This is a genomic window from Micromonospora sp. NBC_01412, from assembly GCF_045040215.1.
Lineage (GTDB): Bacteria > Actinomycetota > Actinomycetes > Mycobacteriales > Micromonosporaceae > Micromonospora > Micromonospora rubida.
This window is the reverse complement of the sequence record NZ_CP109528.1, coordinates 3,276,507-3,302,565: the sequence shown is the minus strand read 5'-3', so window position 1 is coordinate 3,302,565 and position 26,059 is coordinate 3,276,507. Positions and strand designations below refer to the sequence as shown.

The following is a 26,059-nucleotide window of genomic DNA, read 5'->3' as shown; positions in this document are numbered from 1 at the left end:
CCATGGCGATCATCGCTCTGGTCTCGGCCAAGGGCTCGCCGGGCGTCACCACGACCGCGCTGGCCTGCGCCCTGACCTGGCACCGGCGGCTGGTGCTCGCCGAGTGCGACCCGTCCGGCGGGTCGGTCCTCGCCGGCTACCTCGGCGGGGCGCTGGACGGCCCCCGGGGCATCGGCGAGCTGGCCGTCGGGGAGTTACGCGACGGGAGCCTGGAGTCCGCGTTCTGGTCCCAGCTCGTCGACCTCGACGCGCCCCGCCGGGAGCGGCTGCTGCTGCCCGGCGTTGTTGACCCGGCACAGGCCGGCAGCGTCACCCCGCTCTGGCACCGGTTCGCCGACTTCTTCCTCGACCTGGAGCGCGGCCAACCCCCGTACGACGTGCTCGTCGACTGCGGGCGGCTCCAGGTGGCCGGCCCGCCGTGGCCGATCCTGCGCGCCGCCGCGGTGGTCCTGCTGGTCACCCGGGCGAAGCTGCCCGACCTCTCCGCCACCCGGTCCATGATCCGGGCAATCGAGCGGGACTTCACCGAGCACCGGGTGCCACCCGGCACGCTGCGGCTGCTGCCGATCGGCGACGGTCACGGGCGCGGCGAGATCAGCAAGGCGCTGCGGCTGCCGGTGATCGCGCGGCTGCCGGAGGACCCGCGTACCGCGGAGGTGCTCACCCTCGGCGGCACCGTGCGGGCCGGCCGGCCGCTGATGCGCGCGGCCGGCGCCCTGGAGGTGCCGATCCGGGCGCTGCTGGACCGCCGCCGGGCCCGGCTGGCCTGGCCGGCCGTCCAAGGGGTGCCGGATGCGGTTTGAGCCGGTGTCGCACGACCCTCGGGTCCCGCAGCAGCCGGGCGCGACCTCCATCGCCCCGCCGCTGCCGCCGGCCCCGAACGGGCGACACCAGCAGCCGGTCCCGCCGGTGGGCACCGCCCCGCCGCCGCCCGTCGCGCCGTCTGCGCCCCCGACCGTACCGCCGGCGGCGCCCCGGCCCCGGGTCGACTTCGCCGTGGTCCGGGAGCTGCGCCGGGAGCTGAGCGAACGGCTCACGCTGTGGCAGCGCGGCCGGGAGTTCGACGCCGACGCCGAGGACGTCGAGCGGGCCCGGCTCGCCGTCTCGGTCGTCGCCGAGTACGCCGACGCGGTCCGCCGGGCCGGCACCCCGATGCCCGCCGGGGAGGAGCGGCTGCTGCTCGACCAGGTGACCGCCGAGCTGGTCGGCCTCGGGCGGCTCCAGACGCTGCTGGTCGACGACACCATCGAGGAGGTGCACATCCTCGGCTGCGACCAGGTGCGCATCACCCGGCACGGCGGCGGCGTCGACTGGGCCGACCCGATCGCCGACAGCGACGACGAGCTGGTGGAGATCCTCCAGGCGGCGGCTCGCCGGGCCGGGGCGACCGAGCGGTCCCTGTCCACCTCTAAGCCCACCCTGGACCTGCAACTGCCCGACGGCAGCCGGCTGGCCGCCGTGTTCCTGGTCAGCCACCGTCCGTACGCGGTGATCCGCAAGCACAACACCCTCGAGGTGAGCCTCGACGACATCGCCGGCAGCCGGGGCGACCTGGACGAGATGATCGACCCGCTGCTGCGCGACTTCCTGCGGGCGTCCATGCGGGCCGGGCTGAACATCATGGTCGCCGGGCTGGCCGGGGCGGGGAAGACCACCGTCATCCGGGCGCTGATGGACGAGATCCCGGCCGACGAGCCGTACGTGCTGCTGGAGGAGAGCCGGGAGCTGCTGCCCGCCCGCCGGGGGCACAAGCACCGGGCGGTGATGAGCTTCGAGGCCCGGGAGGGTCACGGCGAGCGCGGGCTGGACGGCCGCCCCGCCGGTGAGGTGAGCATCGCCGACCTGATCCCGGTGTCGCTGCGAATGGGCGTGCTGCGGATCATCGTCGGCGAGGTGCGGTCCCGGGAGATCGTGCCGATGCTCCAGGCGATGACCACCAGCCGCGGATCGATGTGCACCATCCACGCCCGCAGCCCGGGCGGGGTGGGCGAGCGGATCGTCGAGCTGGCGCTGGCGCACGGCCGGGAGATGACCGTCGACCAGGCTCGCCGGATGGCCGGCAACGCCCTCGACCTGATCGTCTACGTCACCGTCGAGGACGAGACCGCGATCGGTGGCCGCAAGTACCGCTTCGTCTCCCACGTGGAGGAGGTGATCGGGGTCGGCGAGAGCAGCCGGATCACCACCACCAGCGTCTTCGGCCCAGGGCCGGACGGCCGGGCCATCCCCCGTCACCTGCCCGAACGCGTCCGCGACCAGCTCCTGCGGGTGGGCTACGACGCCCGGCTGCTGGGCCGGTGGATCGAGGCCGGGGCCGGGGCGTGGCAGCGTCCCCGGCACACCAGGCTCGGCGTCAGGCCGGTGACCCGGTGACCCCGAACATCGAGCTGATCGCCGTGGTGTCCGGCGCGGCGTGCGTGGCCGGCCTGGTGCTGGCGGTGGTGGCGCTGGTCGGCACCACCCGTCCCGCCGGCCCGGCTCCGGGCGCGGGCCCGAGTGGCGGGCTGCGCCGGCTCTGGCTCGGCTCCGGCACCACCGCCCGGGCGCGGCGCAACCATCAGATGCTGCTCGGCGGCGCGGTGCTCGCCGGCGCGCTGGCGTTCCTGCTCACCGGGCTGCCGATGGTCGGCCTGCTGGTCGCCGTGGCGGTGCCCGGCGCGCCGTGGCTGTTCGCGGTCGGCCGCGCCGAGCAGCGGGCCATCGCCCGGATCGAGGCGGTCGGCGAGTGGACCCGCCGGCTCAAGGACGTCTCGTCCACGGGGCAGGGCCTCCAGCAGGCCATCCTCGGCACCATCGCCACCGCGCCCGAGGAGATCGCGGAGGAGGTCCGGCTGCTCGCCGCCCGGCTCCAGGCCGGCTGGCAGGCCCGCATGGCCCTGCTCGCGTTCGCCGACGAGATCGGGGACCCGGTCTGTGACCAGGTGGTGGCGGCGCTGATCCTGCACCTGACCGACCGGGGCGAGCGGCTCGGCGACGTGCTGGGCTCCATCGCGAGCGCGGCCGGCGCCGAGGTGTCCACCCGCCGGGAGATCGAGGCCAAGCGCACCCAGCCGCGGTTCGCGGTCCGGTTCCTCACCGGGATGACCCTGCTGACCCTGGCGTACGGCCTGGTCAACACCGAATACGTCCGCCCGTACGGCACCCCGACGGGTCAGCTCGTGATGGCCGTGCTCGGCGGGGCGTTCATCGGGTTGCTGGCCTGGGTTCGGGCGATGAGCCAGCCGCCCCGGCCGGCGCGGTTCCTGCCCGCCCCCGACCCGACGGAGGCGATCGCGTGAGCGCGAGGAGCGAGTCTGCGAGCGAAAGGAGACGCCGGTGATCCTCAACTGGCAGCTCACCGTCGCCGTCTGCGGCGGCGCGGCGGTGGGGCTCGGGGTCTTCCTGGTGGTCCGGGAGGCGCTGCCGGCCGCCCCGGCGCTCGGCCCCGCGCTGCGCCGGCTGCACCAGCCGCCGGGCATCGGCCGGGCCGCCGCGAGCGGTGGGCAGCGCCTCGACTGGGTCGGCGGGCTGGCCCGCTGGCTGCGTCCGCCGCACCGGCAACTCGCCCTGATCGACCGCACCCCGGAGCAGTACGCCCTGTCCCTGCTGCTCTCCGCGCTGGTCGGCCTAGCCACCCCGACCCTGGCCGGTGCGGTGCTCTTCCTCGGCGGGGTGTCCGTGCCGGTGATCGTACCGCTGCTGGGGAGCCTGGGGATGGCGCTGGTCGCCGCCCTGTTGGCGCACCGCAGCGTGCTGACCCGTGCGGACGCCGCCCGGGACGAGTTCCGCCAGGCGGTCTGCACCTACCTGGACCTGGTGGCGTTGCAGCTCTCCGCCGCGCACGGCCCGGTGCAGGCCCTGGAGCGGGCCGCGGCAGTCTGCGACGGCTGGGTCTTCGACCGGATCCGGGAGTCGCTGCGGATCGCCCAGATGCAGATGCACTCGCCCTGGGACGAGCTGCGCGAGTTGGCCGACAAGATCGGCATCCCGGAGCTGGGCGACGTCGGGGCGATCATGCGCTCCTCGGGCAGCGAGGGGGCGCAGGTGCACGAGACGCTGCGCAGCCGGGCCGACTCGCTGCGCGACCAGATCCGCACCGACAACCTGGCCCGCGCCGAGGGGGTCACCAGCCGGCTGGACATCCCCGGCTCGCTGCTGGTCTTCGTGCTGCTCGGCTTCGCCGTCTACCCGTTCCTCGCCCGGTTGTGAAACCCCTCCCCAGTTAGAAGGAGCACGCCATGCACCTCATCGCCTACCTGCACATCGCGTTGACGACAAGGCTGACCGAGCTGCGCCGCGACGGCGAGCGCGGCGACAGCCCGGTACCGACCGCCGTGATCATCTTCGGCCTGGTCGCCGTCGCCATGGCGGTCACCGGCCTCGCCCTGGCCAAGGCCAACAACTGGATGAGCGCCATCCCGGACAACACCGCCCCGCAGGCGCCGAGGCCGTGACGAGCCGCCCCGCGCGCGCGGACCGGAGCCGGTCGACACCCGCCGACCGGCCCACCGGCCTGCGCGCACCGGGGCGGGCGCGCGACGGCGTACGGCGGCCACCCGGCGGACGGGCGCACGACGGCGCACGACGGCCGCCCGGGGAGGCGTCCCGGGGGCTGCTGGCCGGGGCCCGGCGGAGACTCGTCGACGGCGGGGCCGACCGGGGCGCCAACCCGGTGGAGCTGGCCGTCGTGATGCCGGCGATCCTGGTGCTGCTATTCGCCTCGATCCAGGCCGCCGCCTGGTTCGTCGCCCGGGCCACCGCGCTGAACGCCGCCCAGAGCGCGGTCAACGCCCAGCGCGTCCTCCAAGCCCCCGACGGGGCCGGGGAACGGCGGGCGGCCGACTTCCTCACCTCGGCCGGTGACTGGCTGGTCGGCTGGGACTCGCCGGGGCCCGACTGCGTGACGGCCGCCACCGAGGTGACCTGCACGGTGACCGGCACCGCCCTGTCGGTCGTCCCCTGGGTGAGCTTCCCGGTGCGACAGACCGCCCACGGCACGGTCGAACGGTGGACGACGGGATGAGCGACGTGCGGAGACATGCCGTGCCGGCCGACGACTGGCGCCGGTTTCGGGTCGCCCGGCTCCTGCGGCACGCGTGGGACGCGGCCCCCGGCCGACGCCGCCCCGGCGTCGATCCGGACGCTGCCCACCGCCCGAGGCGGGACGAGGGTGGTCCGCCGGCCACCCGCTCACGACGGGGCGGACGCGGTGCGGTCGCCGCCCGCCAACCGCGACGGGACGATCGCGGTTCGGTCGCCGTCGAGGTGGCCGTGCTCGCCCCGGCGTTCCTCGCGCTGCTCGTGCTGGCCGGCGTGGCCGGGCGTACGGCGATCGCACAGGAGGCGATCGAGTCGGCGGCGCACGATGCCGCCCGGGCCGCCTCCATCTCCCGGGACGCCGCCACCGCCCGGCAGCAGGCCCGGGCCGCTGCGAGCAACCAGCTCGACTGGCAGCGGGCGAACTGCGCCGGCCAGCCGACACTCACCTTCAGCGGCTCGGTGGGCGGCGATGCGGTCAGCTTCGACGAGGCCTTCGCCAGCGATCCCGGCAAGCCCGCCGCCGTCACTGTGCGGGTGGCCTGCACGGTGTCCTTCGCCGACATCGACCTGTCGCTGCTGCCGGCGATGCCGACCAACCGGACGGTCTCGGCCGCCTTCACCTCCCCGCTGGACCGCTACCGGAGCCGGTCGTGACCGCCCGCCCGCCCGCGCGGCACCCGCGTACCGGATCCGGGCGGCAGCGCCACGGTGGTGGCACCGGCACGGCGCACCGGGGGGCGGTCGGCGGCCGGGGCCACGTCGCCCGCCGGCTCCGCGGCGACGACGGCCGGGTCAGTCTGTTCCTCGCGGCGGGGATGATCGGCGTCCTCGCGATCATCGGGCTGGCCTTCGACGGGGCCGGTCAGCTGCGGTCCATGCAGCGGGCCGACAACCTGGCCGCGGAGGCGGCCCGGACCGGCGGCCAGTCCATCGACCGGGCCAAGGCCATCGAGGGTGGGCCCAAGGTGATCGACCAGGTGGCCGCCAGGGCCGCGGTGAGCAGCTACCTCGCCGCGACGGAGGTGACCGCCTCCTCCGTCGAGTTCCCGGTCGTCGGCGGGGAGACCCTCGTCCGGGTACGCGTCACGGTCACCTACGACCGGTACATGCTCGGCTTCTTCGGCTTCGGCAACACCGTCACCGTCTCCGGTGAGGCCACCGCGCGGGCCCTCACCGAGGACCCGTAGGAAGGGAAGGAACGCCATGGCCGCACCGGGTCGCTCCGCCGCACGGCGGACCGGACAGGTCCTCACCGGGTTCGGCGCGCTGGTCGTGCTGATCGCGGTGCTGGTCGGGGGGCCGGTGGCGCTGATCGCGTTCGCCGGCAACCCGCTCCCCGACCACGTACCCGCCCTCGCCGAGATCGGCGCCACGCTGACCAGCCGGGACGACGGCCAGCTCTTCCTGCGGGCGCTGGCCCTGGTCGGCTGGTTCGGCTGGGCCACCTTCGCCTTCTCGGTGCTCGTGGAGCTGGGCGCGCAGTCGCTGCGCCGGCAGGCACCCCGGCTGCCCGGCATGAGCCGGCAGCAGCGGGCCGCGGCGGCGCTGGTCGGGTCGGTGGCCCTGATCATTGCGGCGAGCCCGGCCGCGGCCAGCGCGGCGACGGTGCTGGCCGGCCCGTACCCGACGGCGGCGCAGCCGGCCGTCGCCGCGGCGGCCCCGGCGGCGCGGCCGGTCAGCGCGACGCTCCCGGTCGGCGCGCGGACGGCGCCGCCGGTCGTGGTCACCACGACGGCCCAGCTCCCCGAGCCGGTGGAGCCGGCGGTGTACCGGGTGGCGAAGGGCGACTACCTGGGCGAGATTTCCGAGCGCTACCTCGACGACTTCGACCGGTACCGGGACGTGGCGAAGCTGAACCGGCTGCACGACCCCGACCGGATCCGCCCGGGGCAGCTCATCAGGCTGCCCGACGGCGCGGGCGACGCCGGGGCCCGTACGCACGCCACCGGCCGGCTGGTGGCCCGGCCCACGGCCCCCACCCCCGGCGGCGCGGTCACTCCCCCGCCGGCAGCCCCGGCCACCCCGCCGGCCGCCGCCGAAGCGCCCGCGACCCCGGCGACCCCGGCGACGCCGCCGGCCGCGACGCCGCGGGCCACCCGCCCGGCACCCGCACCGTCGACCACCCAGCCGTCGGCCGAGTCCACCCGCAGCACCCAGCAGGTGGGCCAGCCGCCCTCCGGGTCGCAGCCGGCGCTGGCCGCCGGGGCGTCCCGGGCGAGCGAGGAGGACCAGTTGAACCGCCCGCTCGCGGTCTCGGCGGTGCTCGCCGTGGCCAGCATCGTCGGGGCGCAGATCGGCGCGGTCCTCGGGCTGCGCCGCCGCCCGGGCATCGCCCGGGCCGCCGCCGGCGCGCGGTCCCTGGTCTCCGGCCGGCACCGCCGGAACTGACGCCGGCCGCCCCGTCGCCGGGTCCGGCCCACAGCGGAGTGCCGCGCCCGACCCGGCGGGAGCGGCGGCGCGACCGGCGCGGGAAGCTTCAGGGCAGCCGGGCCTGCAACACCCCGTCGATCACTCGGGTCGGCAGGATCTGCTGGTCGTTCCCGGACGGCCCGTGCATGACCTCGCCGCCGTTGAGCCGGAACGTGCTGCCGTGCCATGGGCAGACCACGCAGGCGTGCCCGCCGATCTCGGTGACCTCGCCCTCGCCGAGCGGGCCGCCCTGGTGCGGGCAGCGCTCCAGCATCACGGTGACCTCGTCGCCGTGCCGGTAGAGGATCACCGAGACGTCGTCCATCTCGCGGGTGACCAGCCTCCGCTGCGGCAGCCCGGCCAGGTCCGCCAGCGGGTGCCAACCGTCGCTGATCCGGTGCAGCTCGGGCACGCTCTGGTTGACCTGGGCCCCCTGCTTGTACGCCAGGTGCCCCCCGATGTACGCCCCCGCGCTCGCCGCGGTCAGCCCGAGGTACGCCAGCGCCCGCCCGGTCCCGTGCCGCCCACGCAGCCGGGCGGCCAGCGAGCCCGCGTACAGGGCCAGGCCGACGGTGGTGGAGGCGGCGTGCACCAGGCCGATCCGGCGCTGGTCCCGGGCGAGGGCCGCCCAGTCGTTCAGCCCGGCGACCGCCGCCGGGAGGGCGCCGACGGTGCCCAGCCCGACCAGTGTGGTGGCCGCCCGACGCTGGCCGGGCATGAGGTCGAGCACGGCGGCGCTGATCCAGGCGCCCACCGGCACCTGCACGAGCGCCGGGTGCAGCGGATGCCCGAGGAAGACGCCGTGCAGCAGGTCGCGCACCCGCTGCGGGCGGATGGTGGCCTGGACGGCGCGCTGCAGCCGGTCCCCGACCCCGTCCAGCGCCGAATTCTGTTCGATTCTCGTCAAGAGTGCCCGCATCCCGTCCGACTTCCCGGCAGGAGCGGGCGCAAACCGGTCGACGGTGACGAGCCCGTCGCCGTACGTGTCGACCGGCAGTCCGGGGACGCGGCCGGCACCGCCGTATCCGCACGTCACCAGTCCGGGGTGCCGGCGGTGGGGTCCCGCGCCGCCGACCGGCCGGCGGCGCGGGACCCGGCCGCTATTGCCAAGGGCCGCTGCGGCAGGTGAACCTACCGGTGTCGCTGTACTGGGTCACGCTGCCGTCGAAGTAGCTGTAGTTGACCCGCACCGGCAGGCCGATGTTGGAGAAGGGGCAGCCAGCGAAGAGGGTCGGTCCGGCGGTCGTGAAGGTCCCGACGCTGCCGGAGTACCAGGTGACCGTCCAGGTCGTCGTGCCGGTGCTGGTGGCGTCGCAGTAGAACTGCGACGCGCCGGACTCGCAGAAGGGCGCGGGGGCGCTGGCCAGGGCCGGGGTGGCGACGGCGACGGTCAGGCCGAGGGTGGTGAGGACGGAGGCGAGCAGGACCCTGACGGTGGCACGCATGAAGATCCTCCCGAACGTAGCGGGTTGAGAACTGAGAGTGATGGTCACGCTATCTCAGTAATCGAGGTTCATGAATCAACCGTTCGCCGGTCGGTTGCCGCCCAACGGTCGTGGTGCACCGCCTCGGCGAGGGGGCGCTTCCGCCGCCAGCCGTGTCGTTCCAGGTCCGGCACGGTCGCCAGGTGGGTGACCGGTCCGAGGCAGAGCCACGCCACCGGCCGGATGCCGTCCGGGATGCCGAGCAGCCCGGCCAGGAACGGCTCCCGGTAGAAGGAGACCCAGCCGACGCCGAGCCCCTCGGCGGTGGCGGCGAGCCACAGGTTCTGGATGGCCAGGCAGACCGAGTAGAGCCCGGCGTCGGCGATGGCGTGCCGCCCGAGGACGGCCGGGCCACCCCGCGCCGGGTCGTAGGTGACCACGATCGACAGGGTCGACTCCAGCACTCCGTCGATCTTGATCCGGGCGAACCGCTCGGCCGCCTCGCCGTCGAGGGTGGCGGCGAACGTGTCCCGTTCGACCTGGACGTGCTCGTGGAACCGGCTGCGGGTCCCGGCGTCCCGGACCAGGACGAAGTCCCACGGCTGCGAGTAGCCGACGCTGGGCGCGGCGTGCGCCGCGTCGAGGATCCGGTGCAGGGTGTCCGCCGGCACCGGCTCCCCGGTGAACTCGGCCCGGACGTCCCGGCGGCGGTGGATGGTGTCGTAGATGTCCACAGGCAGGCTCCCGCTGCGCTCGGCCCACCGTTGGGAGGTGGGCACCCGACGCGAGGCCGGTCTTCGGACTCCCGGATCGACGCCCAACCGTCCGCCTTCCCAGCCGTGCGGCCAGTGGCTGCGCGTGACGCGCGTGGACGGCGGCTCCCCGGTCACCGCGGCGGGCCCGTGCCGGATTCCCACCGGCTTCCCGATTCTCCCCGCAGGCGCGGGGCACCTCACATGATCGTGCCGTCGCCGATGCTAACGCCCCGCCCGTGTGCCGTCGGGACGGACGGGCCGCTACGGTCGATGTCGGGGCGGACGCCACCAGCCGAAGGGTGCGGCCGAGGGCCGAGCCGCCCGACCGGGAGGGACGCCGATGGGGGTACGGGTCGAACGCGCCGGGGCCGTGACCACGGTGATCCTGGACCGGCCGGCGGCCCGCAACGCCGTGGACGGGCCGACCGCCCGGGCCCTGGCCGACGCGTTCCGCGCCTTCGAGGCCGACCCGGAGGCGGCGGTGGCCGTGCTCTGGGGGGCGGGCGGGACGTTCTGCGCCGGGGCGGACCTGAAGGCGATCGGCACCCCCAGCGGCAACCGGGTCGAGCCCGACGGCGACGGCCCGATGGGCCCGACGCGGATGCGGCTGTCCAAGCCGGTGATCGCGGCGATCTCCGGGTACGCCGTGGCCGGCGGGCTGGAGCTGGCCCTCTGGTGCGACCTGCGGGTGGCCGAGTCCGACGTGGTGCTCGGGGTCTTCTGCCGGCGCTGGGGGGTGCCGCTGGTCGACGGGGGGACCTTCCGGCTGCCCAGGCTGATCGGCGAGAGCCGGGCGATGGACCTGATCCTCACCGGCCGACCGGTGCCGGCCGAGGAGGCGTACGCGATGGGTCTGGTGAACCGGCTGGCCGCGCCGGGTGAGGCCCGGGCGGAGGCCGAGCGGCTGGCCGCCGGGATCGCCCGCCACCCGCAGACCTGCCTGCGCAACGACCGGGCGGCGGTGCTGGCCGGGGCCAACCTGACCGAGCCGGAGGCCCTCGCGGTCGAGCTGGCCCACGGCGCGGAGTCGCTGGCGGCCGACGCGGCGGCGGGCGCGGCCCGCTTCGCCGCGGGCGCCGGCCGGCACGGCGCGCCCGCGTCTCCCTGACCGCCCGTACCGCACCGGCACGACCCGCGCGCGTCGGACGTCGGCACTACCTCAGGTTGCGCAGGGCGTCCTCGATGGCGCGGTGGAACGTCGGGTACGCGTAGATCATGTTCCGGAGCTGGGGCAGCGGGACCGCCGCGTGCATCGCCACCACCAGGCCCGACAGCACCTCCCCGCCGGCCGGGCCGACCGAGGTCGCGCCGACCAGCACGCCCCGGTCGGCGTCGGCGACCAGCTTGATCAGTCCGTCGGCCCGGTGGATCCAGCCCCGGGTGGACGAGCCGAGCTGGCTCACGCCGACCTGCACGTTGATGCCCCGCTCGCGGGCCTGCCGCTCGGTCAGCCCGACCGCGCCCACCTCGGGGTCGGTGAAGGTGACCCGGGGCAGCGCCCGGTAGTCGGCGTGCGGCACGCCGCCGGCGATCCCGGCCCCCGCCGTGCTCGCCGCTCCGCCGCCAGCGCTGGCGGTGCCGCTGGCGTCCGGGCCGGATCGTGCCCGCCGGACGTGGTCGAGCATGTCGGCCACCACGATGGCCGCCTGGTACATGGCGATGTGGGTGAACGCGCCCTCGCCGGTCAGGTCGCCGACCGCCCAGAGGCCCTCGGCGGCGCGCATCCGGTCGTCGACGGCGAGGTACCGCTGGGACGGGTCGACCCCGACACCGTCCAGCCCCAGCTCGCCGAGGTGCGCCCGCCGGCCCGTCACCACCAGCAGCCTCTCGGCGGTGAACTCGACGCCGCCGGCCGCGACCAGCGTGAACGCCTGCCCGTCGTGGTCGACCCGCTCGGCCTTCACCCCGGTGGAGATCCGCACCCCGTCCGCGCGCAGCGCGGCGGCAGCCACCTCGGACGCCTCGGGCTCCTCGACGGCGAGCACCCGGTCCGCCGCCTCCACCACCGTCACCGCCACCCCGAACCGGGCGAAGACCTGGGCCAGCTCCAGCCCGATCGCGCCGCCGCCGAGCACGAGCAGCGACCCGGGCAACTCCTCGACCTCGACGGCCTGGTGGTTCGTCCAGTACGGCGTGTCGGCGAGCCCGGCGATCGGCGGCACGGAGGGCCGGGTGCCGGTGCCGAGCACGATCCCGTGCCGGGCCTGGAAGACCTGGTCGCCGACGCGTACCCGGCCGGGGCCGTCGAGCCGGCCGCTGCCACGCACGAACCGGCCGCCCTTGCCGGTGAACCGTTCCACGGCGACCCGGTCGTCCCAGGTGTCGGTGGCCTCCGCACGGATCCGCTTCGCCACCGGCGCCCAGTCCGGCTGGACCTGGGCCGCGCCAGCGAACTCGTTGACCCGCCGGGCCTCGGCGACCGCGTTCGCCGCCCGGATCATCATCTTGCTCGGGATGCACCCCCAGTACGGGCACTCCCCGCCGACCAGGCTCCGCTCGACGCCGACGACGTCGAGGCCCGCCTCGGCGAGCCGCCCGGCGACCTCCTCGCCGCCGACGCCGAGCCCGACCACGACCACGTCCACCAGTTCCGGTTCCGGTTCCGCCATGCCGCCAGCATTCCGCACGGCGCGACCGGCGACCATCGCACCGCACCGTGTCGCCGTGCCGGCGCCCGCGCGTTTCCCCTACCGTGGCCGGATGCGCCCACACTTCGGCCCAGTCCGGGACTGCTTCCACGACCTGTTCTCCGCCGGCCGGGAGACGGGGGCCGGCCTCGCCGTCTGGTACGACGGCCGGCCGGTCGTCGACCTCGTCGCCGGTGCCAGCCGGCCGGATCGGCAGTGGGCGCCGGACACCCTGGTCAACGTCTACTCGGTCGGCAAGCCGCTGGCCGCGCTGTGCCTGCTGGCGCTCGTCGACCGGGGCCGGCTCGACCTCGACGACCCGGTCGCCGACCACTGGCCGGGGTTCCGTGCCCCGGCCACCGTCCGGCAGGTGCTCAGCCACACCGCCGGGCTGCCGGCGTTCCCGGTGCCCCGGCCGGCCGGGGCGGTCGCCGACTGGGACCTGCTCTGCGCCGACCTGGCCGCCGCCGAGCCGGAGTGGGAGCCGGGGACGGTCTCGGGCGAGCACGCCTGGACGTACGGGCACCTGGTGGGCGAGCTGGTGCGGCGGGTGGACGGGCGGCCGGTGGGCCGGTTCCTGGCCGAGGAGATCGCCGGACCGTGGCGGCTCGACCTGGCCTTCGGCCTGGGCGCGGCGGACCAGCGGCGGTGCGCCGAGCTGTCGTACGCCGATCCGGGCTGGCCGGCCCGGGCGCTGGGCGAGCCGGGGTCGCTGTGGGCGCGGGCGCTGGGCAACCCGGCGGGCGGGCTGGACCTGGCGGTGCTGAACAGCCCGCTGTGGCGGGGCGCGGAGGTGCCGGCGGTGAACCTGCACGGCACCGCAGCCGGCCTGGCCCGCCTCTACGCCGGCCTGCTGGCGGGCGGCGTACTGGACGGGGTGCGCCTGTTCGGGCCGGACCTGGTCACCGAGGCGACCCGGACACAGTACGACGGCCCGGACCTGGTCCTGGGCCGCCGGGCCTGCTGGACGCTGGGCATGCAGCGGGAGCCGGACGGGAGCTGGGGCATGGGCGGGATCGGCGGCAGCGCCGCCTGGGCCGACCCGGAACGGGGCTACACGTTCGCGTACGCCACCGCCAGGCTCGCCGAACACGACCGGGTCGAAGAGCTGGTGGAGGCGCTGCACTCCTGCCTGTGACGAGGCACCGGGATCAGGCCACGCCACCCGCCAGGCCCGGCCCGGGGACCACGACCGAGGTGCCGGCCGGGGTGAGCAGGGCCCGCCCGGCGACGGCCATCCGCCGCCGCCGGGGCACCAGCGCCCGCCGGGTGAACACGTCGTAGTCCTGGGCGGCCACCTCGTCGAGGATGCCGCCGTAGAGCACGTATGCGGTACGCATGCAGGCCTGAGAGGCGGGCGAGAGCAGGGTGACGCCCGGGGCGGCGGCCTCGTAGTGGGCTTGGGCGCGGGTCACCTCGTACTCGATCAGCTCGCGGATCTTCGGGCTGGCGCGGCGGCGCGCGGCGGCGGCGCGCAGGTCCTCGCGGGTGACGTCGAACTTGACCAGGTCCTCGTCCGGCAGGTACGTCCGGCCGCGCGCCAGGTCCTCGGCCACGTCCCGGATGAAGTTGGTGAGCTGGAAGGCGAGGCCGAGCTGGCGGGCGGGCTCCCGGGCGGCGGCGGGGTCGGAGCTGCCGAGGATCGGCAGCATCATGGTGCCGATGACGGCGGCCGAGCCTTCCATGTAGTCGAGCAGGTCGTCGTAGGTCGGGTACGCGGTGACCGTCAGGTCCATCGCCATGCTGCGCAGAAACGACGCGAAGTCGGCTCGGTCGAGGTCGAACACGGCGATGGTGTGCAGCACGGCGGACAGCAGTGGGTCGCCGACCGGGGCGCCATGCAGCCCGGCCAGGAATCGGGCCGACCAGTCGTCGAGCCGGGCGGCCCGCTCGGCGGGCGGCAGGTCCTCGGTGCGGTCGACGATCTCGTCGGCGTACCGGGCGAATCCGTACAGGGCGTGCACGTGTCGCCGTTTCCAGGCGGGAAGCAGTTGGGTGGCCAGATAGTAGGTGCGGCCATGACGTTTGTGCAGCTCACGGCAGCGGCCATAGGCGGCGGTGAGGTCGACGTCCACCAGCCCTCCTCGAATATCGACGCAGGAATCGACGCAACTCGCAACCCTAGGATACGCTCGCCCACATGGCCAACGACGCAGTTGCGGGTGACACGCTCCGCGTCGCACCGGCACAGCCGGAGGCGACGGACGATCCGGTCCACGGCGTGCTGGCCGCGTTCACCAACGACCTGGTCCAGGGAGTGGACGACACGCTCGCGGCGTTCCTGGCCGCCGAGGTCGCCTCGCTCACCGAGATCGACGCGGCGATGGGCGGCTTCGCCTCGACCGCGCGCGACTGCGTGCTGGCCGGCGGCAAGCGGGTCCGCCCGACCTTCGCGTACTGGGGGTGGCGGGGCGGCGCGGGCGGCGACGAACCGCTCCAGCCGGTGCTGCCGGCCCTGGCTGCCCTGGAACTGCTGCACACGTTCGCGCTCGTGCACGACGACGTGATGGACGCCTCCGACACCCGGCGCGGCCGGCCGACCGCACACCGGGCCGCCGCCGCCCGGCACGTCGCCGCCGCGCACGTCGGCGACCCCGACCGGTTCGGCGAGGCGGTGGCCGTGCTCATCGGCGACCTCTGCATGGTCTGGGCCGACCGGCTGATGTCCCGTGCAGCCGTGCCGCCGGCGCGGCTGCTCGACGTCCGGCGCTGCTACGACCGGATGCGGGTCGAGACGATCGCCGGGCAGTACCTCGACGTCCTGGGCGAGAACGACGCGGCGAACTGGTCGGTGGACCGGGCGTTGCGGGTGGCCCGGTACAAGACGGCCGGCTACACCGTCCAGTGGCCGCTGCTCTTCGGCGCCTGCCTGGCCGGCGCCGGCACCGACGCGCCGCTGACCGCCGCGTACACCCGCTACGGCCTGGCCGTCGGCGAGGCGTTCCAGCTCCGCGACGACCTGCTCGGGATCTACGGCGACCCAGTGGCCACCGGCAAGCCGGCCGGCGACGACCTGCGCACCGGCAAGCCGACCGCGCTGCTGATGCTGGCCCGGCAGCTCGCCACCCCGGCGCAACGTCAGGCGCTGGACCGGGCCGGCGCGGTCACCGGAGCCCGGGAGGTGGCCGGGCTGGCCGAGCTGGTCACCGACACCGGGGCGGTCGCCCGGGTGGAGCGGATGATCTCCGACCGGGTCGGCGAGGCGCTGGCCGCGCTGGACACCGCGTCGATCGACGGGGCCGCGCGCACCGCGCTGACGGGCCTCGCCACCGCCGCCGCGCACCGGCGGGCATGATGAGCGACATTTCGAAGGAGGTGGTCACGTGCGGACCGTGACGGGACGTACGGATCAGGTGGTGGTCGTCGGCGCCGGGCTCGGCGGGCTGGCCTGCGCGCTGCACCTGGCCGGCGGCGGTCGGCAGGTGACGGTGGTCGAGCGGGAGCCGGTGCCGGGCGGCCGGGCCGGGCGGCTCGGCGTCGACGGGTACGAGTTCGACACCGGCCCGACCGTGCTCACCATGCCCGAACTGATCGACGAGGCGCTCGGCGCGGTCGGCGAGGAGCTGAGCGACTGGGTCGAGCTGATGCCGCTGGACCCGGCGTACCGCGCGTACTACCCGGACGGCTCGACGCTGGACGTGATCACCGACACCACCCGGATGGCGGCCGAGATCGCCTCCGTCTGCGGCCCCAGGGAGGCCGACGGGTACCTGCGCTTCGTCGACTACGCCCGGGAGCTGTGGCGGCTGGAGCGGGCGGACTTCATCGAGCGCAACCTCGACGCCCCCACCGACCTGCTCACCGGCAACCTGCTGAAGCTGCTGGCCAACGGCGCGTTCCGCCGGCTCCAAACGAAGATCGGCCAGTTCTTCCGGGACCCGCGCACCCAACGGATCTTCTCCTTCCAGGCGATGTACGCCGGGCTCGCCCCGCACGACGCGCTGGCCATCTACGCGGTCATCGCGTACCTCGACTCGGTGGCCGGGGTCTACTTCCCACGCGGCGGCATCCACGCGGTCTCCCGGGGGATGGCCGGCGCGGCGGAGAAGCACGGCGTGCAGATCCGGTACGGCACCACGGTGACCCGGGTGGAGACCGCGAACGGGCGGGCGACCGGCGTGCTCACCACGGACGGCGAGTTCATCCCGGCCGACGTGGTGGTGCTCAACCCCGACCTGCCGGTCGCCTACCGGGACCTGCTCCCCCCGGCCCGGCAGCGCCGGCTCACCTACTCGCCGTCCTGCGTGGTGCTGCACGTCGGCTCGCGGCAGGGCTATGAGAAAATCGCCCACCACAACATCCACTTCGGACGGTCCTGGAAGGGCACGTTCGACGAGGTGATCCGGCGAGGGGAGCTGATGACCGACCCGTCGCTGCTGGTCACCAACCCCAGCCGCACCGACCCGTCGGTCGCCCCCGCCGGCCGCCACACCTACTACGTGCTCGCCCCGGTGCCCAACCTCGACCGGGCCCCGTTCGACTGGCGCGGTGACCTGACCCGCCGCTACACCGACCAGCTCGTCGGGACGCTGGAGGAGCGCGGGTACGTCGGCTTCGGCGACGGCGTCGAGGTGCTGCGCGCGGTCACCCCGGCCGAGTGGGCCGAACAGGGCATGGCGGCCGGCACCCCGTTCGCGTCGGCGCACAGCCTCTTCCAGACCGGCCCGTTCCGCCCGTCGAACCTGCACCGGACGCTCGACAACGTGGTTTTCGTCGGCTCCGGCACCCAGCCGGGCGTCGGCGTGCCGATGGTCCTGATCTCCGGCAAGCTGGCCGCCGCCCGCATCACAGGCGGTGTCCGGTGAGCGCGAGCGCGTACGAAGGGGCGGTCCGGTGAGCGGCCGGGAGGGCCACCTGGTCGAGCTGGTCGACGACGGTGGCCGGGCGCACGGCGAGGCATCGGTGTCCGCCGCCCACCAGCCGCCGGGCCGGCTGCACCGGGCCTTCTCGGTGCTGCTGGTCGACCCGGACGGCCGGGTGCTGCTGCAACGCCGGGCCGCCGCCAAGACCCGGTTCCCGCTGCGCTGGGCCAACTCGTGCTGCGGCCACCCGGCGCCGGGCGAGTCGCTGGTCGAGGCCGCCAACCGGCGGCTGGGCGAGGAGCTGGGCGCCGGGCCCGTCGACCTCACCGAGGTCGGGGTGTACGTCTACTACGCGGAGGACCCCGCCACCGGGCGGGTCGAGTTCGAGTACGACCACGTGCTGCGCGCCGACGTGCCGGCCGACGCGCCACTGCGTCCCGACCCGGACGAGGTGGCCGAGCTGCGCTGGGTCGACCCGGCGACGCTGGAGACCGACCTGGACGTCGACCCCCGCGCGTACGCGCCCTGGCTGGGCGGGGTGGTGAACCGCCTGCTGCGTCCCTCCGGGCCGGCCGCGGGCGCCCCCGGTCCCAGCGCGGCCCCGGCCGGCCTTCCGGCGGACGACGCGTCGGAGCGGTCGGGTGGCCGATGAGGCGCTGAGCGCGGGGGCCGTGGCACGCCGACTGGGCGTCGCGGTCACCACGCTGCGCACCTGGCACCAGCGCTACGGACTCGGCCCCAGCCAGCACGTGCCGGGCCACCACCGGCGGTACACGGCGGCCGACCTGGCGCGCCTGGAGACCATGCGCAAGCTGACCGCGGAGGGGGTCACCCCGGCCGAGGCGGCCCGGTGGGCCCGGCAGGCGCCGACACCGGGGCCGGCCGGCGAGGTGCCCCCCGGCGCCCTCGCCGAGGTCCGCCCCGTCGGAGTCCGCGACGGCGGTGGCCAGGCCATCCCGGTCGGCCGGGCCGGCCCGGCGGCCCGTGGGCTGGCCCGGGCCGCCATGCGGCTGGACTCGGTGGCGATCGGCGAGGCGATCGCCCGTTCCCTGGCCGCCGACGGCGTCGTCGCCACCTGGGACGAACTGCTGCGGCCGGTGCTCGTCGGCATCGGCGAGCGGCACGCCGCCACGGCCGGGCTGATCGAGGTGGAACACCTGGTGTCCCGGTGCGTCTCCGAGGCGTTCGCCACTGTCCCACGGGCCGGGACGGTCACCGGCCCGGCCCGGATCCTGCTCTCCTGCGCCGACGAGGAGCAGCACACCCTGCCCTTGGAGGCGCTGGCCGCCGCGCTGGCCGAGGCCGGCATGGCGTACCGGATGCTCGGCGCCCGGGTGCCGGCGGCAGCCCTGGTCGAGGCGGTCAACCGCACCGGTCCGGCCGCCGTGGTGGTCTGGTCGCACACCCGGGCCACCGCCGACCCGGCCCAGCTCACCGTGCTGCTGGCCAGCCCGCGCCGACCGCTGCTGGTGCTGGCCGCCGGCCCGGGCTGGTGGGCCGACTCCCTGCCGGCCGGCGTGGTCCGCCCGGTCGACCTCGCCGAGGCGGTCTCGCTCGCCCTCGCGGTACGCGACTCCCTGGGCCGGCCGACAGGAGACTGACCGAACTGCCGTTTTCACGTTCCGTCCACTAGCGTCGAGTGGCCCACGTACCCGGCCCCTCGGAGTGACGATGAGTGCACGCACCGCCTTGGCGGTCGGCATCAGCCTGATCCTGTTCCTCGCCGGCTGCGGCGAGCGGACGCCCGGCCGCTCCCCGCAGGCCGCCCCCTCACCGGCGGCCTCGACATCGCCGAAACAGACACCGCAGCCGAAGCCGAGCGCCTCGACCAAGCCGACCCAGGCCGTCCCGCCGCGGTTGCGCCCGCAGCCCACCACGCTCCCGCCCGGGCTGCGCCGGACCACCGGCGGGCGGGCGGTCGCGTTGACGTTCGACGACGGGCCCGATCCGGTCTGGACGCCGAAGATTCTGGACCAGTTGCGCCGGGCCGGGGCGAAGGCCACCTTCTGCGTGATCGGCACCCGGGCCCGGGCGTACCCCGAGCTGGTCGTGCGGATCGTCCGGGAGGGCCACCAACTGTGCAACCACAGTTGGCGGCACGACCTGGACCTCGGCCGGCGGCCGGTCGCCGAGATCCGGGCCGACCTGGTACGCACCAACCGCGCCATCCAGGCGGCGGTGCCGGGCGCCAAGGTGCCGTTCTACCGCCAGCCGGGCGGGAAGTGGACCCCGGAGGTCGTGGCGACGGGCCGGCAGCTCGGCATGCGACCGCTGCACTGGAGCGTCGATCCGCAGGACTGGGCCAAGCCCTCCGCCCCGACGATCACCCGTCGGGTGGCCGGTGCCGTCCGGCCCGGCGCGATCGTGCTGATGCACGACGGCGGCGGGAACCGGGCCGCCACGATCTCCGCCTGCACCCACCTCATCGGCGACCTGAAGCGGCGCTACGGGCTGGTCCGACTCGGCTGAACCGGCCCTGACCTGCGGTTTTGCGGTCAGGCGTGCCCTCTGCCGTACCGATTTGTTTCGCGGGCCGCCCGTCACGTATGCTTTCCAAGCCTCCGGCGGGGCCGGATGGGAGCAAGTCCGCTTGAAGTTGCGAGTGTGCAATGATGGCGGGGCCGCCCTCATCGTCTAGCGGCCCAGGACGTCGCCCTTTCAAGGCGGTAGCACGGGTTCGAATCCCGTTGGGGGCACGACCGGCGCAAGCCGGAGCAACACCAGCCAGGTCCTGTGGAGCAGTTGGAGTGCTCGCCGCCCTGTCAAGGCGGAGGTCGCGGGTTCAAGTCCCGTCAGGACCGCAAGCGCTGATCGCCGCGCGTACCATGCGCGGCGTTCTGCGTATCGGAGCAGGTTCCCTGCCGGCGGTGATCCCGCCTCTTGGGTACCATGAGCCGAGCGGCACGGCCAGGTAGCTCAGTTGGTACGAGCGTCCGACTGAAAATCGGAAGGTCGGCGGTTCGACCCCGCCCCTGGCCACATAGCCTTTCGCCGGGCTACAGAGATCCCCACCAGCGGAAACGCAGGTGGGGATCTTGCTATGTGCACTCCCAGCGCATCGACCACCGCTGCCCGTGGTTGACCGCTCCTGGCCGATGCCATCCCCGCCTTCCCATGAAGAGGCTGACGGCTGCGAGCACCAGGCTTCCCCACCCACGGCCTGATCGTCGGCATCCAGGCCATCCCATCCGGCACCGGGCGCCCGTTTTGCCTGTTACGCCCGCGTATCCGGAGTTGGCGTGTCCGGGGTCAGATCGCCACTGTCCGCAATCCGGACGCGACTTGTCCGATTCCGGGCACGTGTGAAGCTGCACGCTGGGGCATCAGCCGGTATGGTCCGGGCCTATGGGACAGGAGATGACCGAGCCGGCAGACGTCCGGCAGGACGTCGCGCGGTACTCGCTGCGCAGCAGTCTCCTCGTCCCCGCCTCCGCCGAGCGGGCCTTCGCCGTGTTCACCGGCGCGCTCACCGACTGGTGGGTCCGGGAGTACACCTGGTCCGGCCCGGCGGCGCTGGCGGAGCTGGGCGTCGAGCCGCGCGCCGGAGGCATGCTCTACGAGATCGGCCCGTACGGCTTCCGGAGCGACTGGGGCCGGGTGCTCACCTGGGACCCGCCCCGGCGGCTGGTGTTCACCTGGCAGATCGGCCCGGACCGGGTGCCGGTTCCCGACCCGGCGCAGGCCAGCGAGGTGGAGGTGCTGTTCCTGCCGGAAGGGCCGGAGCGGACCCGGGTAGAGGTCGAGCACCGGCACTTCGACCGGCACGGCGAGGCCGCCGAGGGATACCGGCAGGCGCTCACCGCGGGCTGGCACGATTTGCTCTCCCGTTACCTGGCTTCGGTCATCACCCAACCCTGATCCGACGGCCGGCCCCTCCCGCACGCACTTTCAGAGAAAGAGCGCCTATGGGGCGGCGGATGGCCACGCTTTCACTGGAAGTGTGGGAAAGGGGTCGACCGAAGGGTCAGTGGGGGAGCTGCCGGGTTCGGGTGGGGGGTAGGCGCTGGCCGCCCAGGTCGGCGCTGCGGCCGGCTGCGGCACCCGAGCCGAAACCGGTGCCGGCGAGCCGGCGCGGCGCGGCGGTACGCAGCCGGGGGTAGGCCTCGGCCACCCGACGCTGGACCCGGTCCGAGCGGTCGGCCAGCACCAGCGCGACTGAGGGCCCGCCGGAGTCGGCGACCGCCCCGGCCTCCGCCGCGACCAGCCGCGTGCCGACCACCTGGGCGAAGCCGGCGAGCCAGGAGCGCCGGAACGCGGCCGGATGCTCCCCCACCGGGACGACCGCCCCGGCCAGCCCGTGCGCCGCCTGCACCAGCAGCGAGGTGAAGAGCAGGTCGACCCGCTCCAGGTCGCTGGCGAAGCCGAACAGGTGCATCGCGAAACCGCTGCCGTGCCGGCGACGGACGCAGCGGCAGCGCAGCGGGGCGGCGACGGCGGCGAGCAGGCCGGCCTTGTCCCGGGCGTACGGGGCGACGACCTCGACCACCCGGTCGCCGACCGGGTCGGTGGCCGGGTCGCGGGCCGCCAGCAGGGCCCGGTCCACGCCGTAGCGGGCGATCAACTCGGTGGCCTTGGCGGTGAACGCGGCCGACTCCTCCGGCGTGCAGGCCGGGTCCTCGGCCTTCGCCAGCAGCTTGCGCACCTTGGCGAGCATGACCTCCGACATGCCACCAGGGTTATCACACCGCCCCGGACACCGCCGGGCCAGCAGGGAGATTGATCGACCCGTATCATCGTTGCGCTTGGTCAGCCGTCCGGTACGGACGGTCAGTCAACACTTGGAGGCGCCCATGTCATCCCCGGTCGTCCGCCTGCTGGCCACGACGACGGCAGCGGTATCGCTGCTCGCCCTCGCGGCCCCCGCCCAGGCGGCCCCCGCGCCCGCGAGTCCCGGCGCGGAGGCACCCGCGGTGAACCTCGCCGGCACCTACGCCACCTGCTACGGCGGCGCGGTGCGCTCGTACTTCCAGACCGGGAGCTGGGGCGGGGAGGCCGGCACCTACCGGGCCACCAGCCGCTGCGCGGACGTCAACGTCCGCAACGCGAGCAGCTTCGGCACCCAGGCCTGCGTGGTGTTCGTCGACAAGACCAACAGCTGCAACTACTGGACCTACCTCCCGGCGAATTCCGGGTGGATCACGGTGGCCACCAACGTCCGGGACGGGGTGAACTTCCGGGTCCGCTTCTCCAACCTGCGCTACGAGTACGAGCCGCTGGTCGCGTACCACGCGTTCTGAGCGGCGGCGCCCCGGCGGCCGGCCACCGGGCCGGCTCCGGGGCGTCAGGCGACCCGGCTGCGCAGGGTGGCCACCGTCGAGCCGGCGAGGGTGAGCAGGCAGTCCGGCAGCAGGCCGTCGGCGGCCGCCGCGCCGAACAGCGCCTCGCCGGTGTCGGCGTCGGCGTTGGCGTACGCGCTGACGAAGCGGGCCACCCAGCGGGTGTCGTAGCCGGCCTCGTCGATGCCGGGGAAGTCCAGCGCCGCGCCGCCGGGAGCGGGCACGTCCCCGACCATCGTGGCCGCCAGGCACCAGGCCACCCCGTACGCCCCGGCGAGGCCGGCCCGATCGACCACCTCGTCGAAGGTGCCCACCACCGCGTCGCCGTCTCCGGCCAGGGCCGAGTGGAGCACGGCGGTCGCGTCGTCCAGCGTCTGCTGCGGTACGTCCGTCACCCGGCGCACTGTACGACGGGTGGTCAACCCGTGACCACCCGAGAGCACCGGCCCGATGACGCTACGTACGCCTGCGCGGCTAGCAGGCAATTGACCGGGCTCCACGGTCCCGCCGCCCAGCCCGGCACGCTAATGTGCGCAGCGGACCTTCGCCGGAGGAAGGACGACCATGCTCGTATCACACGGCTCGCGCGCCGCCGCCCTGGTGGCCTGCGGGGCGTTGCTCCTTGCCGGTGCCGCCTGCGGCACCGGCAAGTCCGAGGAGGCGACCACCACCCCACAGGTCCGCCTCTACGGCACCGACGGCAACATGATCAATGGGTACGCCGCTGAGCTGAAGGAGCGCGCCGATCTGATCGACGGCATGAAGGGCACGACCCCCCTCACGCCGCTGCCGGAAGCCTTCAAGAGCCGGCTCCGGTCCGTCTACCCGAAGCTCGGCGACTACCTCTACTCGGCCGAGGCGTACGACGCGGTGGTCATCACCGCGCTGGCCACGCAGCTCGCCGGCAGCACCAAGCCGGCGGAGATCGCCAAACAGATCGTCGGCGTCACCAACAACGGCCAGCGGTGCGAGAAGGCGGTGGACTGCCTGAAGCTGGCCCGCAACGGCCAGGACATCGAGTACCGGGGGGTGTCGCTCAACCGGGCCGGGTTCACCGACGCCGGGGAGCCGGCCACGGCCAGCTACGCCACCCTCACCTTCGGGGATCGCAAGATCGACGACGGCAAGACCGAGTTCGTCGGCGCCGGTGACGAGTCGGCCGCGAGCACCAAGAACCCGCCCCGGCCGTACCGGCAGCGCGGCGGGAAGGTCCCCTCGGCGCCACTGGTCCTCGGCGGCCTGCTGCCGCACACCGGCGACCTGGCCCTGGCGTACCCGCCGCTGGCTGCCGGGGCCGCCCTGGGGGTCAAGGATGTCAACGCCGCGGGCGGGGTGCTCGGCGAGCCGGTGGTCTGGCTCGACGGCGACGACGGCACCAACCCGGACGTCGCCAAGGCCACTGTGGCCAAGCACGTCCGGGACGGCGCACACGTCATCATCGGCGCCGGCGCCTCAGGCGTCTCCCGCGCCGTGCTGCCGGACGTGGTGGCCGCCGGCCGGGTGCTGTTCTCACCGTCCAACACGGACGCGGGGCTGACCTCGGTGGAGGACAAGGGCCTCTACTTCCGTACCGCCCCGCCGGACAGCCTCCAGGGGCGGGCGCTGGCGGACGTGATACTGCGCGACGGGCCACACAAGATCGTGGTGGTCGCCCGGAAGGACTCCTACGGCGAGGGCCTTCAGGAGAACGTCCGCGCCGAGCTGGAGCGGGCCGGCATCGGCAGCGACCGGGTGAAGCTGCTGACGTACGAGCCACCGGCGGACGCGAAGGCTCCGCCGCTGGACTTCACCGCCGGTGCCCGGGAAATCAAGGAGTACGGCGCGGATGCCGTGCTGGTCATCGGCTTCGCCGAGTCCGCGCAGGTGATCCGGGCGCTCGCCGACTCCGGGGTGCAGATCCAACACTGATCCGACGCCCGACGGCCGCCCCGGCAGACTCGCGGGGGCGGCCGTCGCGCATCCGCCGCACGGGGTCCGGCGGCGATGCGCCGTCAGTTGGGCCGGCGGCGTTCCAGGAACTCGGTCATCCGCCGCTGCTTCTCCTCGTCCTCGAAGAGCACGGCCTGACTGACCAGGTCGAGGTGCGGGTGGGCGGCCGGCGGCGCGTCCACGGCCAACTTGGTCAGCCGCAGCGCCAGGGCGGAGCCCTTGGCGATCTCGTCGAGCAGCCCGTGCGCGGTAGGCAGCAGCTCGGCGGGCTCGTCCACCACCCGGTTGACCAGCCCGATCCGCAGCGCCTCCGTGGCGTCCACCCGGCGGCCGGTGAACAGCAGTTCCTTGGCCCGGGCCTCGCCGACCAGCGCCGGGAGACGGTGGGTCGCGCCCGCACCGGCCAGGATGCCCAGCCGCACCTCCGGCTGGCCGAAGACGGCGCGCGCCGTGCACACCCGCAGGTCACACGCGTACGCCAGCTCGGCGCCACCGCCCAGCGCCGGGCCGTCGACGGCGGCGACGGTGGGCATCGGCAACGCCCGGATCCTGGCGAAGGCGGCGGAATTGATCGCGGCGAGCGCGTCCAGCCGGCCCCGCTCGCGGAGCTGGCCGATGTCCGCCCCGCCCGCGAAGATCCCCTCCGCGCCGCCGGTGAGCAGCAGCAGGCGGGGCCGCACCTCCAGCTCGGCGCAGACGGCGTGCAGCTCGCCGATCAGGTCGGCGTCGATCGCGTTGCGCTTCTCCGGCCGGTCCAGCGTCACCACCAGCCGGTCCGGCCGCTCGTCGATCCGCAGCCCGCTCACCGCTTCTCGCCTCCTTCCCAGCGGTAGAAGCCCTGCCCGGACTTCCTGCCCAGACTGCCGTCGGCGACCATCCGCTCCAGCAGCGGCGGCGGCGCGTACCGGTCCCCGTAGGCGGCCTGGAGGGTGCGGGCGATGTCCAGCCGGACGTCCAGCCCGACCATGTCGGTCAGCTCCAGCGGGCCCACCGGGTGCCGGTAGCCGAGCACCATCGCCTTGTCGATGTCGGCCGGGTCGGCCACCCCGTCGGCGACCATCCGGATCGCCTCCAGCCCGAGGGCCACCCCGAGCCGGGAGGTGGCGAAGCCGGGCATGTCGCGTACGACGACGGGGTCCTTGCCCAGCCGGCCGGCGAGCGCGACGGCCGCCGCGGTGGTCTCATCGGCGGTGTCCGGGCCGACCACGACCTCCAGCAGCGCCATGGCCCAGACGGGGTTGAAGAAGTGCAGCCCGACAAAGCGCTCCGGCCGGTCCAGCCCGGTGGCCAGCTCCGCGATGGAGATGCTGGAGGTGTTGCTGCCCAGCAGCGCGGGGCGTAGCCCGGCGGCGGCCCGCAGGACGGCGCGCTTGAGCTCCAGCCGCTCCGGCACGGCCTCCACGACCACATCGGGCTCGGGCACGACGGCGCCGAGGGAGGCGACCAGCGTCACCCGCCCCCGATGCGCCGCTGCCTCGTCCGCGGCGAGTTTCCCCCGCCGGACGGCCCGGTCCCACAGCTCGCCGAGCCGCGCCTCGGCGGCGGTCGCCCGGTCGGGGTCGACCTCGACCAGTTCGACGCGGTACCCCGCGCCAGCCGCCACGTAGGCGATGCCGAGGCCCATCGTGCCGGCCCCGACGACGACTAAACGACTCATGACGTCTCCTCGCTGCGCGCGGCGTCGTGCGGTGTCTCCGCCGCGCCGGGCCGCCCGCTCTGCTGGCTCATGGGTGCGACCCTATGCAGCACGGCACCGACGGCATGCGTGGGGGCATGCCGAACCGGGTACTGCGCCGTCAACCGAGGGAAGGACCGGAA

General features: G+C 74.8%; 28 protein-coding genes, 3 tRNA genes and 1 riboswitch. Of the genes, 22 read left to right on the top strand and 9 right to left on the bottom strand.

Going from position 1 to position 26,059, the window contains the following annotated elements; translation table 11 throughout:
* The first annotated feature begins 2 nt into the window (after nucleotides 1-2).
* The 9 genes from OG617_RS15175 (at nucleotide 3) to OG617_RS15135 (ending at nucleotide 7,407) form a co-directional block, all read left to right on the top strand.
* The gene (locus OG617_RS15175; RefSeq protein ID WP_405102322.1) at nucleotides 3-803 is read left to right on the top strand and encodes a ParA family protein; all 801 of its coding nucleotides are present in this window, start codon (nucleotides 3-5) and stop codon (nucleotides 801-803) included.
* On the top strand, nucleotides 793-2,373 hold the full coding sequence (locus tag OG617_RS15170) for a CpaF family protein (RefSeq protein ID WP_405102320.1): 1,581 nt from the start codon (nucleotides 793-795) through the stop codon (nucleotides 2,371-2,373). Before OG617_RS15175 ends, OG617_RS15170 begins: the two co-directional genes overlap by 11 nt.
* Complete coding sequence (locus OG617_RS15165; RefSeq protein WP_405102318.1) at nucleotides 2,322-3,278, top strand: type II secretion system F family protein; 957 nt, start codon at nucleotides 2,322-2,324, stop codon at nucleotides 3,276-3,278. Before OG617_RS15170 ends, OG617_RS15165 begins: the two co-directional genes overlap by 52 nt.
* Before the next feature lie 40 nt (nucleotides 3,279-3,318).
* Nucleotides 3,319-4,188 carry a type II secretion system F family protein gene (locus OG617_RS15160; RefSeq protein ID WP_405103726.1) on the top strand — a complete coding sequence of 290 codons (870 nt, stop codon included), beginning with the start codon at nucleotides 3,319-3,321 and terminating at the stop codon, nucleotides 4,186-4,188.
* Nucleotides 4,189-4,217: 29 nt separating this feature from the next.
* Nucleotides 4,218-4,433, top strand: coding sequence for a hypothetical protein (locus OG617_RS15155; RefSeq protein ID WP_405102316.1), 216 nt, complete (start codon nucleotides 4,218-4,220; stop codon nucleotides 4,431-4,433).
* A gap of 158 nt (nucleotides 4,434-4,591) precedes the next feature.
* Nucleotides 4,592-5,002: a TadE/TadG family type IV pilus assembly protein gene (locus OG617_RS15150; protein WP_405103724.1), complete on the top strand. Its 411-nt coding sequence runs from the start codon at nucleotides 4,592-4,594 to the stop codon at nucleotides 5,000-5,002.
* Between the two features lie 62 nt (nucleotides 5,003-5,064).
* Nucleotides 5,065-5,673 carry a TadE family protein gene (locus tag OG617_RS15145; protein WP_405103722.1) on the top strand — a complete coding sequence of 203 codons (609 nt, stop codon included), beginning with the start codon at nucleotides 5,065-5,067 and terminating at the stop codon, nucleotides 5,671-5,673.
* A gap of 161 nt (nucleotides 5,674-5,834) precedes the next feature.
* Nucleotides 5,835-6,206, top strand: a complete 372-nt coding sequence (locus OG617_RS15140) for a hypothetical protein (RefSeq protein WP_405103720.1) — start codon at nucleotides 5,835-5,837, stop codon at nucleotides 6,204-6,206.
* 16 nt (nucleotides 6,207-6,222) lie between these two features.
* Nucleotides 6,223-7,407 (top strand): LysM peptidoglycan-binding domain-containing protein, encoded by a 1,185-nt coding sequence (locus tag OG617_RS15135; protein ID WP_405102314.1) that lies wholly within the window; start codon nucleotides 6,223-6,225, stop codon nucleotides 7,405-7,407.
* Nucleotides 7,408-7,495: 88 nt separating this feature from the next.
* On the opposite strand, the gene OG617_RS15130 is transcribed toward OG617_RS15135, so the two are convergent.
* The 3 genes from OG617_RS15130 to bluB form a co-directional block, all read right to left on the bottom strand.
* Entirely contained in the window at nucleotides 7,496-8,347 is an 852-nt protein-coding gene (locus OG617_RS15130) for a Rieske 2Fe-2S domain-containing protein (protein ID WP_405103718.1), read from the bottom strand.
* A 181-nt stretch (nucleotides 8,348-8,528) separates the two neighbouring features.
* Nucleotides 8,529-8,873 carry a hypothetical protein gene (locus OG617_RS15125; RefSeq protein WP_405102312.1) on the bottom strand — a complete coding sequence of 115 codons (345 nt, stop codon included), beginning with the start codon at nucleotides 8,871-8,873 and terminating at the stop codon, nucleotides 8,529-8,531.
* 68 nt (nucleotides 8,874-8,941) lie between these two features.
* The gene (gene bluB / locus OG617_RS15120) at nucleotides 8,942-9,586 is read right to left on the bottom strand and encodes a 5,6-dimethylbenzimidazole synthase (protein ID WP_405102310.1); all 645 of its coding nucleotides are present in this window, start codon (nucleotides 9,584-9,586) and stop codon (nucleotides 8,942-8,944) included.
* A gap of 36 nt (nucleotides 9,587-9,622) precedes the next feature.
* Nucleotides 9,623-9,822: riboswitch (cobalamin riboswitch) on the bottom strand.
* Nucleotides 9,823-9,947: 125 nt separating this feature from the next.
* Between bluB and OG617_RS15115 the strand changes: the two genes are divergently transcribed.
* Nucleotides 9,948-10,715, top strand: coding sequence for a crotonase/enoyl-CoA hydratase family protein (locus tag OG617_RS15115; RefSeq protein WP_405102308.1), 768 nt, complete (start codon nucleotides 9,948-9,950; stop codon nucleotides 10,713-10,715).
* 46 nt (nucleotides 10,716-10,761) lie between these two features.
* Here the strand turns inward: OG617_RS15115 and OG617_RS15110 are convergent, their stop codons facing one another.
* The gene (locus OG617_RS15110; RefSeq protein ID WP_405102306.1) at nucleotides 10,762-12,216 is read right to left on the bottom strand and encodes a dihydrolipoyl dehydrogenase family protein; all 1,455 of its coding nucleotides are present in this window, start codon (nucleotides 12,214-12,216) and stop codon (nucleotides 10,762-10,764) included.
* Nucleotides 12,217-12,307: 91 nt separating this feature from the next.
* Here OG617_RS15110 and OG617_RS15105 point away from each other — a divergent pair, with 91 nt between their 5' ends.
* The gene (locus OG617_RS15105; RefSeq protein WP_405102304.1) at nucleotides 12,308-13,372 is read left to right on the top strand and encodes a serine hydrolase domain-containing protein; all 1,065 of its coding nucleotides are present in this window, start codon (nucleotides 12,308-12,310) and stop codon (nucleotides 13,370-13,372) included.
* Nucleotides 13,373-13,385: 13 nt separating this feature from the next.
* Here OG617_RS15105 and OG617_RS15100 read toward each other — a convergent pair whose 3' ends face one another.
* Entirely contained in the window at nucleotides 13,386-14,309 is a 924-nt protein-coding gene (locus OG617_RS15100) for a phytoene/squalene synthase family protein (RefSeq protein ID WP_405102302.1), read from the bottom strand.
* Between the two features lie 65 nt (nucleotides 14,310-14,374).
* Between OG617_RS15100 and OG617_RS15095 the strand changes: the two genes are divergently transcribed.
* The 9 genes from OG617_RS15095 to OG617_RS15055 all read left to right on the top strand — a co-directional run bounded on the left by OG617_RS15095 (nucleotide 14,375) and on the right by OG617_RS15055 (nucleotide 20,894).
* Nucleotides 14,375-15,529 (top strand): polyprenyl synthetase family protein, encoded by a 1,155-nt coding sequence (locus tag OG617_RS15095; protein ID WP_405102300.1) that lies wholly within the window; start codon nucleotides 14,375-14,377, stop codon nucleotides 15,527-15,529.
* A gap of 28 nt (nucleotides 15,530-15,557) precedes the next feature.
* Nucleotides 15,558-17,039 carry a phytoene desaturase family protein gene (crtI, locus tag OG617_RS15090; RefSeq protein ID WP_405102298.1) on the top strand — a complete coding sequence of 494 codons (1,482 nt, stop codon included), beginning with the start codon at nucleotides 15,558-15,560 and terminating at the stop codon, nucleotides 17,037-17,039.
* A gap of 28 nt (nucleotides 17,040-17,067) precedes the next feature.
* Nucleotides 17,068-17,688, top strand: coding sequence for an isopentenyl-diphosphate Delta-isomerase (idi, locus tag OG617_RS15085; protein WP_405102296.1), 621 nt, complete (start codon nucleotides 17,068-17,070; stop codon nucleotides 17,686-17,688).
* Entirely contained in the window at nucleotides 17,678-18,637 is a 960-nt protein-coding gene (locus tag OG617_RS15080; RefSeq protein ID WP_405102294.1) for a MerR family transcriptional regulator, read from the top strand. The genes idi and OG617_RS15080 overlap by 11 nt, the downstream gene beginning before the upstream one ends.
* A gap of 70 nt (nucleotides 18,638-18,707) precedes the next feature.
* On the top strand, nucleotides 18,708-19,505 hold the full coding sequence (locus tag OG617_RS15075) for a polysaccharide deacetylase family protein (RefSeq protein WP_405102292.1): 798 nt from the start codon (nucleotides 18,708-18,710) through the stop codon (nucleotides 19,503-19,505).
* A gap of 154 nt (nucleotides 19,506-19,659) precedes the next feature.
* Nucleotides 19,660-19,732, top strand: a tRNA-Glu gene (locus OG617_RS15070).
* A gap of 31 nt (nucleotides 19,733-19,763) precedes the next feature.
* Nucleotides 19,764-19,837, top strand: a tRNA-Asp gene (locus OG617_RS15065).
* A 104-nt stretch (nucleotides 19,838-19,941) separates the two neighbouring features.
* A tRNA-Phe gene (locus OG617_RS15060) sits at nucleotides 19,942-20,015 on the top strand.
* A 366-nt stretch (nucleotides 20,016-20,381) separates the two neighbouring features.
* Entirely contained in the window at nucleotides 20,382-20,894 is a 513-nt protein-coding gene (locus OG617_RS15055) for an SRPBCC family protein (protein ID WP_405102290.1), read from the top strand.
* 106 nt (nucleotides 20,895-21,000) lie between these two features.
* Here OG617_RS15055 and OG617_RS15050 read toward each other — a convergent pair whose 3' ends face one another.
* On the bottom strand, nucleotides 21,001-21,702 hold the full coding sequence (locus OG617_RS15050; RefSeq protein ID WP_405102288.1) for a DUF2786 domain-containing protein: 702 nt from the start codon (nucleotides 21,700-21,702) through the stop codon (nucleotides 21,001-21,003).
* Between the two features lie 124 nt (nucleotides 21,703-21,826).
* Between OG617_RS15050 and OG617_RS15045 the strand changes: the two genes are divergently transcribed.
* Entirely contained in the window at nucleotides 21,827-22,273 is a 447-nt protein-coding gene (locus OG617_RS15045; protein WP_405102286.1) for a hypothetical protein, read from the top strand.
* Between the two features lie 44 nt (nucleotides 22,274-22,317).
* Here the strand turns inward: OG617_RS15045 and OG617_RS15040 are convergent, their stop codons facing one another.
* Nucleotides 22,318-22,707 (bottom strand): hypothetical protein, encoded by a 390-nt coding sequence (locus OG617_RS15040; RefSeq protein WP_396676478.1) that lies wholly within the window; start codon nucleotides 22,705-22,707, stop codon nucleotides 22,318-22,320.
* A gap of 169 nt (nucleotides 22,708-22,876) precedes the next feature.
* Here OG617_RS15040 and OG617_RS15035 point away from each other — a divergent pair, with 169 nt between their 5' ends.
* Entirely contained in the window at nucleotides 22,877-24,220 is a 1,344-nt protein-coding gene (locus OG617_RS15035) for an ABC transporter substrate-binding protein (RefSeq protein WP_405102284.1), read from the top strand.
* Nucleotides 24,221-24,303: 83 nt separating this feature from the next.
* Here OG617_RS15035 and OG617_RS15030 read toward each other — a convergent pair whose 3' ends face one another.
* Both OG617_RS15030 and OG617_RS15025 read right to left on the bottom strand, forming a co-directional pair.
* On the bottom strand, nucleotides 24,304-25,047 hold the full coding sequence (locus OG617_RS15030; protein ID WP_405102282.1) for an enoyl-CoA hydratase/isomerase family protein: 744 nt from the start codon (nucleotides 25,045-25,047) through the stop codon (nucleotides 24,304-24,306).
* On the bottom strand, nucleotides 25,044-25,898 hold the full coding sequence (locus OG617_RS15025) for a 3-hydroxyacyl-CoA dehydrogenase family protein (protein ID WP_405102280.1): 855 nt from the start codon (nucleotides 25,896-25,898) through the stop codon (nucleotides 25,044-25,046). The genes OG617_RS15030 and OG617_RS15025 overlap by 4 nt, the downstream gene beginning before the upstream one ends.
* Nucleotides 25,899-26,059 lie beyond the last annotated feature (161 nt).